The organism is Streptomyces sp. NPDC048106, assembly GCF_040706415.1.
In the GTDB taxonomy this organism is placed as follows: domain Bacteria; phylum Actinomycetota; class Actinomycetes; order Streptomycetales; family Streptomycetaceae; genus Streptomyces.
This window is the reverse complement of the sequence record NZ_JBEZND010000008.1, coordinates 220,899-233,711: the sequence shown is the minus strand read 5'-3', so window position 1 is coordinate 233,711 and position 12,813 is coordinate 220,899. Positions and strand designations below refer to the sequence as shown.

The following is a 12,813-nucleotide window of genomic DNA, read 5'->3' as shown; positions in this document are numbered from 1 at the left end:
CGGAGGACGCGGGGCGGGTGTCGGCCTCGGCGTCCGCGTTCGGGCCGTCTGCCGGGGTCTCGGCGCCCGTGTCGGGCTTGCCGTCCGTGCCGGTGGCCGTCTCGGTGTCTGTGGAGGACGCGGGGCGGGTGTCGGCCTCGGCGTCCGCGTTCGGGCCGTCTGCCGGGGTCTCGGCGCCCGTGTCGGGCTTGCCGTCCGTGCCGGTGGCTGCCTCGGTGTCTGTGGAGGACGCGGGGCGGGTGTCGGCCTCGGCGTCCGCGCCGTCCGCCGGAGTCTCCGCCCCCGTGTCGGCGTTGGTGTCCGCCTCCGGGCCTTCAGCCGCGTCGGTGGCTGCTTCCGCGCCCGCGTCGGACTCGCTGTCCGCGTCCGCCCCTGCCTCCGCGACCGCCTCCGCCACCGCGTCCGTCTTGTCGTCCGTCGGTGCCGGGTCGCTCTTCGCGGCGGAACCGGCGTCCGTCTTCGGGGCGTTGACGTCGTCATCGGCGTCCGCCTTTGCGACCGCGTCGGTGTTGGCCCCGGTGTCGGCGGCGGCCTCGTCCGGCTTCGCGGAAGCCTTCTCCCCGGCGGCGGCCGTCGGGTCGGCCTGCTCGCCCGCGTCCGTGTCGCTCGCCGCCCCGTCGCTTATCGCCCCGGCCTCCGCCGCATCCTCCGCGTCCGTACCGTCCTGCTCCTCCGCCGCCCCGGCGTCCGCCGGCTCCCCTGCGTCACGTACCCACGCCGAGACCGCGTTCCGAAGGGCCGTGTCCTCCTCGACCACCGGCGTCCGGAGGACCTTCGTCGCGGTGTCCGTGCCGCCCTTCGAGGAATCCTTTTCCCCGGCGGAGCCACCCGCGGAGCCACCCGCGGAGCCACCCGCGGAGCCACTCGCGGAGCCACCCGCCCCCCGGCTCACCGCGAGGCGGGGATCGCGGGCCTCGGGAACCGAATCCGCGTTCCCCGACGTCGCTTCCGCCGACGACTCACGCTGCTTCGACCTGTCGGGGGACTCGCCCGCCACCGATGCCTCCTCATGCGCCGCACGCCCACGCGCGCGCCCTGTCCGAACCATGTACCAGTGTCCCGTGTGAGGACTTGGCCCCTGCGGTAGACGAGAACGACATACCTACCGGTTCCCTTACGAACCGGTCACGCACCCTCGACAGACCAATGTGAGAGGGGTCACCCTGTCATTCATCCACGCGGGGAGGCATGGATGGGCAGGAGCCGCAGAACACTTCCGGAGGAGCTTCTGCTGCTGGCACTGGACCCGACCACGGGTACCACTGCGCAGCCGCAGTCGCTCGACCTCGGTCTGGCCGGTGCACAGCTAGTGGAGCTGGCGCTGGCCGGACGGATAGCCCCAGACGGGGATCGTATCGCCGTGGTGGTGCCACGGCCGACAGGAGATCCAACTCTGGACTGCGCGTTGGAGTTGCTGCGAAGGCGCGGCGCTCCGGTACGCGCCGTCCACTGGATCGGCGGGCCCCGGCTGGGGCTGCGCCAGATCTACCTCTCGCATCTGGAGCGGTGCGGCATGGTCGCCGCCGTGCCGGGCCAGATGTGCGGGGTGCTGCCGACGACGCGCTACCAGGCGACGGAGACGGCCATCAGCCGGGAGATCCGTTCCCGGCTGGACTCGGCGATCCGCACCGGCGTGCCGCCGGACCCGCGGACCGCGGCGCTCGCCGCCCTGGCGCACGCCGTCGGGCTCGGCAAGCACCTGTATCCGGGCAACGAGGGCCGATCGTCCCGTTCCCGGCTGCGGGATCTGATCCGGCACGATCCGATGGGCGGGCTCGTCGCGCACGCCGTGATGGACGTGCAGAACGGCGCGGCCGCACAGCCGCGCCGCGCTCCGGCCCCGGCGGGCCGCCCGGCGGCGCCGGGAGCCCGGCCCGCGGCCGAACCCGCGCGCGGGGTGCCGATGCAGCCGCATCACGGGTCCATGGCCCGTGCCGTGGCCCACTGATCCGTCACCTGGCCGGTCACCGCGCCGCGACAACCGTCCCCACAGGCCCGGTTCGGGAGCCGCAGGCCCGAGCGGGGTGGCGAGACCTCCGGGTCCCGCCACCCCGCTCGGGCGTGTCCGGACGGACGCGTGCGCCGCGGAGCCCGCGCGGAGGAGCCCGCACGAACTGGCGCGCGAGCGGACGCGTACGCGTGCCGCATATCCACCATTTCCCAGCGCTGACAAGCGCGTTGGTGGCAATCTGCTCAGCAGCAGATACGGAAAGTGTCAGTACAGGCAGCAGCCGGAGGTGCGCGTCCCGTGGCGTCCAATGTCAATCCCACCGTAAGGCGGCGCCGGCTGGGCCAGGAGCTTCGAAAACTCCGCGAGCAGAAGAACATGACGGCCGAGGAGGTCGCCGATCGCCTGCTCGTGTCCCAGTCGAAGATCAGCCGTCTGGAGAACGGCCGCCGCAGCATCAGCCAGCGCGACGTGCGCGACCTGTGCGGCGTCTACGAGGTCGAGGACCAGCGCGTCGTGGACTCGCTGATGGAGATGGCCCGCGACTCGCGGCAGCAGGGCTGGTGGCACACCTTCGGGGACATCCCGTACAGCGTGTACATCGGCCTGGAGACCGACGCCGAGTCGCTGCGGGTCTACGAGCCCCAGATCGTCACGGGCCTGCTCCAGACCCCGGCGTACGCCGAGGCGCTGGTGCGGGGCGCGTTGCCCGAGTCGTCGGCCGCGGAGATCGGGAAGCGCGTGGACGTGCGCATGCGCCGCCAGGACCGGATCACCGGCGAGACGAACCCGCTGCGGCTCTGGGTCGTCCTGGACGAGGCGGCGCTGCACCGGGTGGTCGGCAGCAAACTGGTGATGCGCGAGCAGCTTGAGCACCTGCTCGAACTCTCCGAGCTGCCCCATGTCACCGTGCAGATCCTGCCGTTCGAGGTGGGCGCGCACCCGGGGCTCAACGGTCAGTACGCGATCCTGGAGTTCGCCGACGCCGCCGACTCCAGCGTGGTCTACCTGGAGGGCGTCACCAGCGACCTCTACCTGGAGAAGGCCCAGGACGTGCAGAAGTACGCCGTGATGTACGAGCACCTGCGGGCCCAGTCCCTCAATGTGGACGCATCCCGGCAAATCATCGACAAGATGGCGAAAACGTTCGCGGAGTAAGGCCCGGCCGCGGAGGGCGCGTGATCCTACACGGTGAGTGCGTTCCCGTGGAAGGCACGCTTGGAATCGCCATCCGGTCGAGTGAACGCGCCCTCCGGCGACGGCAGTTGCCCGGTAGCGTCGATCACGCCAATCGGGACATCGGGTTGGCGTGAACCGCACTATCGCAAACTCGCACACAGGAGTGGACATGGCACTGATTCAGGGCGCTTCGGAGACGTGGCTGAAGTCCTCCTACTCCGCGGGCAACGGCGCCTGCGTGGAGGTCAAGTCACCCGCCGCCGCCGAGCTGGCCGTCCGTGACTCCAAGGTCGCCGAGGGTCCGGTCCTGGCCTTCCCCGCCGACGCGTGGAACGCCTTCGTGGCCTCGGTCAAGGCGTAAGGGACTCGTCCCTGACCCTTCGCCCGAGGATCACAACCGCACACGCATCACCAAGAGCCCTCTCGACCAGTCGCCGTCCTTGCCGAGAGGGCTCGGTCGTGTCAGCGCTCCCGCACCGGGAACGCCACGTCGCACACCGGGTCCTCGGGCCCGGCCGTCACCCAGTCCGCGAAGTAGATCTCCCGGCTGGGCCCGGCCATCTCCAGGCCCTCCCGCGCCAGCCACTGAGCCACCGCCTCGAACGCGGCGAGGATCTGCGGATACGCCACCTGCGCCTTGGTGATCCGGGTGTACGCCAGCCGGGCCGCCGGCTCCACCCGCACCCCGGTCTCCCGGGGCCGCCCGTGCCGCGCCGCCCAGGCCCGCGCCGCCGCCTCGTCGGTCACCGGCACACAGACCTCGGCGGGCCCGTCGCTCTCCATCGACACCTCGGCGTGGTAGATCACGAACGGCGCCCCGGCGACGCCCCCGCACTCCCGCGCGGCCGCCTCCAGTCGGCTCTGCGAGGCGCCGAGCCAGGCCGGCAACTCGTTCGCCAGCATGTGCCGCGACTCGGTGAGCACCACCCGCGCCGGCACGTCCACCGTCTCGACCGTGAACTTCCCGTACATCTCGTCACTCCTGCCCGACAGTCGTCCACGGAGGTACTCGACGAGGGTCCGCTGCTCGGCCAGCCGGGCCTCCACGTCCGCCCAGTAGGCGGCCAGCAGCCGGGCCGCCTCGGCGCCCTCGGCCCCGACCACCCCGGCGATCACGGCCAGTGGCATGTCCAGCTGCCTCAACAGGGCCACCAGACGGGCGCGTTCGGCCTGATCGGCACGGTAGTAGCGGTAGCCGCTCGACTCGTCGACGTACGCCGGGGCGAGCAGCCCGAGGCGGTCGTACAGCCGCAGGGCCTTGGCGGACAGCCGGGCCCGCGCGGCGAACGCGCCGATGGTGAGCAGATCCTCGTGCACCGATGTCATCCTCCGTCGCCGGGCGGTTCCTTTCCGCCCGGCGACATGGACGCTCCGCCCTGCCCCAGGGACAAGGTCAAGCGGCGTCAGCCGAGTTGGGCCTCGATCGCGGCGACGACCTCCGCCGCGTCCGGCTCGGTCCGCGGCGAGAACCGGGCGACGACGGCGCCGTCCCGGCCGATCAGGAACTTCTCGAAGTTCCAGCGGATGTCGCCGCTGTGGCCCTCCGCGTCCGCGAAGTCCACCAGGCGCTCGTACAGGGGGTGCCGGTTCGCGCCGTTCACCTCCACCTTCTCGGTCAGCGGGAAGGTCACGCCGTACGTCGACGAGCAGAACTCGGCGATCTCCTCGGCGCTGCCCGGCTCCTGGCCGAGGAACTGGTTGCAGGGCACGCCCAGCACGGTGAAGCCGCGCTCGGCGTACTGCTCCTGAAGCTTCTCCAGGCCCGCGTACTGGGGGGTCAGGCCGCACTTGGAGGCCACGTTCACGATGAGTACGGCCTTGCCGGCGTACTGCGGCAGGTTCGCGGCGCCGCCGGTGAGGGCGCCGATCTCTGTGTTCAGCACAGTGGTCATGGGCGCGATGGTATGCGGCCGGCGCCTTTCCGGGGCGCTGCCTTCACCCCGCCGCCCAGGGCGAGGCCGCCTCCACCACCACGTCGCCGGCCGGTGTCCGGCCGTAGAGCACCGAGCGCCCCGTCCTGCGGCGCTCCACCAGGCCCGCCTCCCTCAGCACCTTCAGATGCCGCCCGACCGATCCCAGCCCCTGCCCCGTCACCGCCGTCAGCTGGCTGGTGCTCATGGGCGAGCCGAGGAGGACCAGCACCCCCGCGCGGGCCGGCCCGAGCAGGGCGCCGAGCGCGGCCGGGGCGGGGTGGCCGCCGGTGTCGGCCAGGGCGCCGGCGCAGGGGTAGACCAGGGCGTACCGCTCCCCGTCGTCCCAGGACACCCAGCCGTGCCGCTGCGGGGTGACCGGCACGAAGAGCAGCTCGGCGCCGGAGATCTCGCGGGGCGGGTAGGCGTGGAGGTTGATCTGGAGCCGGTTCTGCCCGAGCCACCGGGTGCGGCCGGGCCGCAGCGAGTCCAGCACGCTCACCCAGCCGCCCCGTCCGGCCTGCGCGGTCCGCGCGGCCACATCCGCCTCCAGCACCCGCCGCAGCCGCCCCCAGGACGGCCGTACGGTCTCCCGCCACACCCACTCCAGGAGCGCCGCCGCCCGCTCGGGCAGGTCGTCGCGGTCCAGCACGGCGGGCAGCGGACCGGCGAGGGAGGTGCGCAACTGCGCGCGGGCCAGGTCCGGCGCGACCGACCGCACCCGGGCGACCTCCTCGGCGAAGTCCTCCTGGGCGCGCGGTGTGGGGGTGAGGAAATCCGCGATCCAGTCCCGGCCGAGGCCCGCCCGCACCAGCCGGTCCGTCACCGGGTCGGCGGCCAGCAGGGCCCGGTAACCGGGCAGCCGGGCCCGCAGCCACTCCCGCTCGCCGGGATGCGCCGCGTCGCCCGCGTGCAGCAGCTTCAGCCGCGCGAACGTCTCCGCGAGCGGCGAGACCACGAACCGGCTGCGCGCGAGCGTGTCCGCGTTGAGTTCCCACCAGCCCATGGCTCCCCCGGACCCTTCCCCGTCGTACGACCGTCGTACGACCTTTCGCGCTGCCGCGAAACAGTAACCGGACCGCCCCCGCGCGCCCGAGACTCCCCCGCATGAACGGCTACCGATCCCTGTTCCGCACCCCGGAGTTCACCCCGCTCTTCCTCGGCTCGGCCGCGCAGACGGCGGCCCAGACCGTCGGCGGCCTCGCCCTCGGCACGCTCGTCTACCGGGCCACCGGCTCCCCGCTGCTGTCGGCGGTGAGCATGTTCGGCCCCATGCTCGCCCAAGTGCTCGGCGCCACCGTCCTGTTGTCCGGCGCCGACCGGCTGCCGCCCCGCGCGGCCCTGTCGGCGATCGCGCTCGTCTTCGCGGCCGGCACGGCGCTCCAGGCGCTGCCGGGTCTGCCGGTCGGCGCGCTCTTCGCCGTGCTCCTCGTGCTGGGCCTGGTGGCCTCGCTCGGCGGCGGGGTCCGCTGGGGCCTGCTGAACGAGATCCTCACCAAGGACGGCTATCTGCCGGGGCGTTCGCTGTTCAACATGATGAGCGGGCTGATGCAGATCGCCGGTTTCGCCACCGGCGGCGCCCTGCTGGCCGCGCTGTCGCCACGCGTGTGCCTGCTCCTGTCCGCGGCCCTGTACCTGACGGCCGGGCTCGCCCTGCGCCTCGGCCTGACCGCCCGCCCGCCCCGGACCGCGGGCCGCCCCTCCGCCTCGGCCACCTGGCGGGCCAACTCCCTGCTCTGGTCGGACCGTTCGCGCCGCCTGACCTACCTGGGCCTGTGGCTCCCCAACGGCATGGTCGTCGGCTGCGAGTCCCTGTACGTCTCGTACGCCCCGCACGCGGCCGGGACCCTGTTCGCCTGCGGGGCGGTCGGGATGCTCGCCGGGGACGTCACGGTGGGCCGGCTGGTGCCGCCCCCCGTGCGCCGCAGGCTGGCCACCCCCCTGCTGCTCGTCCTGGCGGTGCCCTACCTGGTTTTCAGCGCGCACCCGCCGTTGCCGCTGGCCGCCGTGTGCGTGACGCTCGCCTCCGTCGGCTTCGGCGCGAGCCTCGTTCAGCAGGAGCGGCTGATGGACCTCACCCCCGGCGAACTCGCGGGCCAGGCCCTCGGGTTGCACTCGTCCGGGATGCTGACCATGCAGGGCGTGAGCGCGGCGGCGGCGGGCGCGGTGGCCCAGCTCACCACCCCGGCCACCGGGATGACCCTGATGGCGGCGGGATCCGTGGCGGTGACCCTGGTCCTGGCCGTCGCGGGCCGTCGTACGCCCCGTCCGGGGCACGCTCCCGCACCGGCGGCGGTGGAAGGGGCCGCTCCGTCCAGATGACCTTGCCGGTGGCGGTGCCCCGGAGCGGGGGCTCGCCGATCCGCCGTCTTCCGCCGATCTGTCGTCCCCTGCCGATCCGCCGTCCCCCGCCCCCCACGTCCCGGTCGCGTGAGTGCCACCCGTGGGGCAGCATGAGGCGTTAACCGGACGATCACGGATCAACCGGACATCGATGGAGCGGCCGGAAGGGATCGGCCGGAAGGGAACGGATGCCATGGGTAGCGGCGCGCCGAGGGGCGGACGACGGCTGCGGTACCGGAGCGCGAGCGTGGCCGCCGCCGCGGCGCTGGCCACCGCGGGCACCGCGACCCTCGCGGCCTGCGGCGGCGGCAACAACAACGGCGGCGGCGCGACCCCCACCGCCCGACCCTCACCCCCCGCCACGGCCTCCTTCACGGGCACCCCGCCCTCCCCCCTCTCCTCCGCCGCCTCCTCCGCCATCGCCTCGGCCCGCGCGTCGGCCTCCGCCGCGGCCGCCTCCGCGTCGGCGCGGGCCGACGAGTTCGAGGCCTCGGTCGCGGCGGCGGCCGAACGGGCGAACCAGAAGGCGCACGAGCGGCTGGCGAAGGTGCAGGGCCGGGGCAACGCCGCCTCCGACGTCTCCCTCAGCGGCATCCCCCGCGCCGAGATCGGCGACCTCCAGGCCGCCCACGTCAACATCCACAACTCCTCGGACCGAACGGCCGACTTCGCCGTCCAGGTCGACTTCCGCGACGCCGACGGCAAGGTCGTGGAGACCCGCTACGTGGGCGCGGAGAACGTCCGCGCCGGACAGACGGTCCACGTCTACGCCATCAGCCACCAGCCCCCCCAGCCCCACCTGAACCCGGTGGTGGCCAAGGCTGAGCGGTACTGAGGGGGGAGCGGTGCTGAGGGGGGGGCGGTACTGAGGGAGCAGGTCTGGGAGGATCCCGGCATGCAGTTCGGGAACCCTGCCGACATGAGCCGCATCTGCGTGGCGCGCCTCGGCGAGAAGGCCGGGCGGCAGTTCGCCGCCATGGCACGCCGCGGCTTCGAGCTGGTCCGCGCGACGGGAGACCTCCCGGCCACCGGAAGGTGCCGGCTCGGCGGCCCCGCCCTCCTGGAGCCGGGAACCCCCTGGCCCGAACACGACGGCGTCCCGCTGTCCCTGCACGCCGTGCTCGACACCGACGCCCTCGGTCCCTGGCCGGCCGCCGGACCGCCCGCCGGCCCCGGCCTGCTCAACTTCTTCCACCTCGACCCGGACATCCCCTACGACGACTACCGCCGCCTGGACGCGTCCGGCCCCGGGGTGTGCCGGGTCCTGCCGGCCGACCCGGCACGGGCGATCGGGACCACGGCACCCGGACCGGCGAGAAGCTATCCGGCGGTGCCCGTCCACGCGGCGGCGGTGACCATGCTCCCGGACTGCTGGGACGTCGAGGACGAGGACGTGGAGTTCGACCGGGACCTGCACTGGGGGGCGGCGTCGCTCATCCTCGACGCGATGGGCGATCTCGACGGGAACACCGCCGGCCGCCACTGCGCCTTCGGCTGGCCGGACACCTCGTACACCCTCAAGGTCTCCCACCGCGACGAGTCCGGGCCCGCGGTCCATCTCCTCCAGCTCGCCGCGGACGCGGACCTCGGATGGGGCTGGGGAGACGCCGGCACGCTGTACTTCACGATCCCGGCCAAGGCGCTCGCAAACGGCGATTTCCGCCAGGCAACGGCACAGACCCTCTGTTGCTGACCGCGTCGCACGGAGTTCCGGTGACAGCCCTGCATGAACTTCCTGCAAGTTCCAGAAAGAATTTGCACGACACCTTGACGTGCCGTCGGCCCGGCGCGATCGTCGTCGCCCGGGGCAACCGTGCCACCGGTCAGGGCGCGGCGCCTCGGGCAAGGGCCACGCCCGCCTTGCCGTGTCCACCGTGCGCGAGGTGCCGGTGCCGGGGCCGCGTGCGGCCGGCTGCGCCGGTGCCGTGACCTGCCCTGGAGGCAGTCAACCCATGAGCCGCAGACCCTTCCGGCGCATACGGTTCCCGTATCCCGGCACCGATTCCCGGCGTACCGGCCTCCGCCGAACCGGCCTCGCCCGTACCAGCCTCCGGCGTACCGGTCTCCGGCGAGCGGCGACGCTCGCCGCCTCCGTCGCCCTCCTGGGCGGCGGCAGCGTCACCCTGTCCGCCCCCGCGCTCGCCGCCGCGCCGACCGCGGTCAGCCTGCCGGGCACCTTCGACAGCGTGATCGGCTGCTCCGCCGACTGGCAACCCGACTGCGCCCAGGCGCGGATGACCCTCCAGGCCGACGGCCGCTGGAAGGCGTCGCTGAACCTGCCCGCGGGCAGCTACGCCTACAAGGCCGCCATCGACAACGGCTGGACCGAGAACTACGGGGCCGGCGGCGTCCCGGGCGGCGCGAACATCTCCCTGACCGTCCCCTCCGGCGGGGAACGGGTCAGCTTCGTCTACGACCCCGACACCCACGTGGTCACCGACAACTCGGCGATGCCGGTCGTCACCGCCGCCGGTGACTACCAGTCCGGCCTGGGCTGCTCCGCGAACTGGTCCGCCACCTGCGCCACCACCACGATGACGGACCCCGACGGCACCGGCGTCTACACCTACACCACCACCGCCATCCCGGCCGGGAACTGGAACACCAAGGTCACCCTCGGCCAGTCCTGGGACACCAACTACGGCGCGGGCGGCGCGGCGGGCGGTGCCGACATCCCGTTCACCGTCCCGGCCGCCGGAGCGCGCACGACGTTCTCGTACAACTCGGCCACCCACCTGATGACCGTGGTGAGCAACCAGGGGACCACCGCCCCGCTCAACACCCTGGGCGCGCTGTACACCTCGTCCGCCACCACGTTCCGCCTCTGGTCACCGGACAGTTCGAACGTCTCGGTCACCGTCGGCGGCACCGCCCATCCCATGACGGCGACCACCCTCAGCGGCTACACCAACGTCTACCAGGCCGTCGTCTCCGGCGACTTGAAGGACCAGCCGTACCAGTTCCAGGTCAACGGCGTCGCCGTACCGGACCCGTACGCGCAGATGGTCAAGCCCGGCACCACCCAGGGCGTCGTCGTGAACACCGCCGCCGTGAACCCGTCGGCCGGAAGCTGGGCGTCCCGCCCCGCCCTGGTCAACCGAGAGGACGCGGTCGTCTACGAGTTGAGCGCGCACGACTTCACCATCGACCCCAGCTCCGGTGTCGACGCGGCGAAGCGCGGCAAGTTCCTCGGCCTGGTGCAGACCGGGACGACGTACGGCGGGGTGAAGACCGGCATCGACCATCTCAAGGAACTCGGCGTCACCGCCGTCCAGTTGATGCCGTCCTTCGACTTCGGCAGCACCGTGCCGAACTGGGGGTACGACCCCGTCGACTACAACACCCCCGAGGAGCAGTACTCGCAGTTCACCGCTCCCGAGGACCGGATCCGCGAATACAAGGACATGGTCGACCAGTTCCACCGGAACGGCATTCGCGTGATCATGGACGTGGTCTACAACCACACCTACACGAAGAGCGTGTTCGGGAACATCACCGGCAAGTACTACACCGGGACCGACCTGTCCGGCACGGGCAACTCGATCGACGACGGCAACCCGATGGTCGCCCGGATGATCCAGGACTCACTCGAACACTGGGTCCGTGACTACGGCGTCGACGGCTTCCGCTTCGACCTCGCGGGCGTCCACTACTACAAGGACGCCTACGACTGGGCGAACTACCTGGAGACCACCTACCCCGACCGCGACCTGATGTTCTACGGCGAACCGTGGAACGGCGGCGGCAGCGACGCGAACGAGGCGCAGAAGGTCCGCTACGGCACTCTGCCCGCCCTGGCCCCGGTCCACTTCGGCGCCTTCAATGGCGTGTACCGCGACGCCATCCGGGGCGGCACCAACGACAACGTCATGGGCTTCATGGGCGGCTCGGGCAACCCGTCGGCCATCGCCTTCGGCATGACCGGTTCACCGACCGACGCCGACAGCACCGCGACCCTGGCGAACCTGTGGACACCGGCCTTCGCCGACCGCCCCGACCAGACCATGAACTACGTCTCGATCCACGACAACCTCAACCTCTACGACAAGATCACCTACTCCGGCGCGACCGGCGGCGCCACCGGCACGGCCGGCCGCATCGACCGCCTCGCCGTCGGCACCGTCCTGACCTCGCAGGGCGTCCCCGTCATCGCCGAGGGCGACGAGTTCCTGCGCTCCAAGGTGGTGAACGGCGACTACGACACCGCCAAGAACTCCTACAACGCCCCCGACGGCGTCAACGCGATCCACTGGGGCGACAAGGTCACCAACGCGGGCGTCTTCGGCTACTACCGCGACGCCATCGCCCTGCGCAAAGCCACCGCCTCCCTGCGCCTGACGACCTGGTCCGCGGTCCACAACCAGATGACGACCCAGGTCGACGGCTCGACGGTGATCGCCCGGATCAGCTCCAACCCGGGCGCCCCGACGACCTACGACACGATCGTCGTCGTCAACCCGACCACCAGCGCCTACAACGTCAGCCTGCCGTCCGGCACCTGGACCAAGGTCCTGAACGCCACCGGCGCCACCTCCGCCACCGGCACCTCCTGCGACCCCCAGGCGGTGACCGTCTTCACCCGGAGCTGACCGGGCTCGGGGGAGGTGCGGCCTTCGGGGACTGGTCACCCGAGTGCCGCACCTTCTGCCACGTTGTGCCCTATTTAGCCAGTTTTGATCCCTCTTTCGTGCATCCTTGCCGCCGTGAGAGGAGCACGTATGACAAGGCAATCCGGGCGAACCCCCAGGCGCAGGTGGTGCGCCCTGGCCGCGTCCGTAGCACTTCCGGGCCTGCTGGCCGGCCTCACCACCCTCGCGGCCGCCCCCACCGCGTCCGCCGACCCGGCCCACCGGACCACCGCGACCTCGGGCCCCAAGGCCGGTGGCGGCACCGGGGACGGCGACTACGGCACTCACGGCGGCGGCACGACCGGCCCGACAGGCCCCACAGGCCCGGCCGGACCACCGGGACCGGAGGGTCCGACGGGTCCGACGGGACCGGCGGGCCCTGAGGGGCCCTCGGGTCCGACGGGAGCGACGGGTCCGGCCGGGGCGACGGGGGCCGCGGGCCCGGAGGGACCGGCGGGACCAGCAGGGGCGACCGGGGCGACCGGGGCGACGGGAGCGACCGGGGCCGTGGGCCCGGCGGGACCGGAAGGGCCGACGGGAGCGACCGGGCCGACGGGAGCGACCGGGCCGACGGGAGCGACCGGGGCGACGGGGGCAACGGGAGCGACGGGTCAGCAAGGCGTACCGGGCGTACCGGGGCCCGAGGGCCCCGAGGGCCCCGCGGGCCAGAACGGCGAGCCAGGCCCCGCCGGCCCGCAGGGCGAACCGGGCCAGCCAGGTCCTGCCGGAGCCCAGGGCGAACCGGGCGAGCCAGGCCCTGCCGGAGCCCAGGGCGAACCGGGACCCGCCGGCCCGCAGGGTGAAC

At 72.8% G+C, this 12,813-nt stretch carries 10 protein-coding genes and 1 pseudogene; 7 read left to right on the top strand and 4 right to left on the bottom strand.

Annotated elements, in window-relative coordinates; all coding sequences use genetic code 11:
• Window positions 1–757: pseudogene (locus tag AB0927_RS11305) on the bottom strand (hypothetical protein); the annotation flags it as partial.
• 435 nt (window positions 758–1,192) lie between these two features.
• Between AB0927_RS11305 and AB0927_RS11300 the strand changes: the two are divergent.
• The 3 genes from AB0927_RS11300 to AB0927_RS11290 all read left to right on the top strand — a co-directional run bounded on the left by AB0927_RS11300 (window position 1,193) and on the right by AB0927_RS11290 (window position 3,488).
• Complete coding sequence (locus tag AB0927_RS11300; RefSeq protein WP_366667299.1) at window positions 1,193–1,948, top strand: GPP34 family phosphoprotein; 756 nt, start codon at window positions 1,193–1,195, stop codon at window positions 1,946–1,948.
• A 300-nt stretch (window positions 1,949–2,248) separates the two neighbouring features.
• Window positions 2,249–3,106, top strand: coding sequence for a helix-turn-helix transcriptional regulator (locus AB0927_RS11295; protein ID WP_366667298.1), 858 nt, complete (start codon window positions 2,249–2,251; stop codon window positions 3,104–3,106).
• 190 nt (window positions 3,107–3,296) lie between these two features.
• Window positions 3,297–3,488 (top strand): DUF397 domain-containing protein, encoded by a 192-nt coding sequence (locus tag AB0927_RS11290; RefSeq protein WP_366667297.1) that lies wholly within the window; start codon window positions 3,297–3,299, stop codon window positions 3,486–3,488.
• Between the two features lie 101 nt (window positions 3,489–3,589).
• Here the strand turns inward: AB0927_RS11290 and AB0927_RS11285 are convergent, their stop codons facing one another.
• From AB0927_RS11285 to AB0927_RS11275, 3 genes are all read right to left on the bottom strand, one after another.
• Window positions 3,590–4,453: a MerR family transcriptional regulator gene (locus AB0927_RS11285; protein ID WP_366667296.1), complete on the bottom strand. Its 864-nt coding sequence runs from the start codon at window positions 4,451–4,453 to the stop codon at window positions 3,590–3,592.
• Window positions 4,454–4,530: 77 nt separating this feature from the next.
• Window positions 4,531–5,019: a glutathione peroxidase gene (locus AB0927_RS11280; protein ID WP_366667295.1), complete on the bottom strand. Its 489-nt coding sequence runs from the start codon at window positions 5,017–5,019 to the stop codon at window positions 4,531–4,533.
• Between the two features lie 43 nt (window positions 5,020–5,062).
• Window positions 5,063–6,043, bottom strand: a complete 981-nt coding sequence (locus tag AB0927_RS11275; protein WP_366667294.1) for a helix-turn-helix domain-containing protein — start codon at window positions 6,041–6,043, stop codon at window positions 5,063–5,065.
• A gap of 101 nt (window positions 6,044–6,144) precedes the next feature.
• Here AB0927_RS11275 and AB0927_RS11270 point away from each other — a divergent pair, with 101 nt between their 5' ends.
• From AB0927_RS11270 to AB0927_RS11255, 4 genes are all read left to right on the top strand, one after another.
• Window positions 6,145–7,359: an MFS transporter gene (locus tag AB0927_RS11270; protein ID WP_366667293.1), complete on the top strand. Its 1,215-nt coding sequence runs from the start codon at window positions 6,145–6,147 to the stop codon at window positions 7,357–7,359.
• A gap of 214 nt (window positions 7,360–7,573) precedes the next feature.
• The gene (locus AB0927_RS11265) at window positions 7,574–8,215 is read left to right on the top strand and encodes an FxLYD domain-containing protein (protein ID WP_366667292.1); all 642 of its coding nucleotides are present in this window, start codon (window positions 7,574–7,576) and stop codon (window positions 8,213–8,215) included.
• Window positions 8,216–8,275: 60 nt separating this feature from the next.
• On the top strand, window positions 8,276–9,073 hold the full coding sequence (locus tag AB0927_RS11260; protein ID WP_366667291.1) for a DUF1963 domain-containing protein: 798 nt from the start codon (window positions 8,276–8,278) through the stop codon (window positions 9,071–9,073).
• A gap of 259 nt (window positions 9,074–9,332) precedes the next feature.
• Window positions 9,333–11,969, top strand: coding sequence for an alpha-amylase family glycosyl hydrolase (locus AB0927_RS11255; protein ID WP_366667290.1), 2,637 nt, complete (start codon window positions 9,333–9,335; stop codon window positions 11,967–11,969).
• Window positions 11,970–12,813 lie beyond the last annotated feature (844 nt).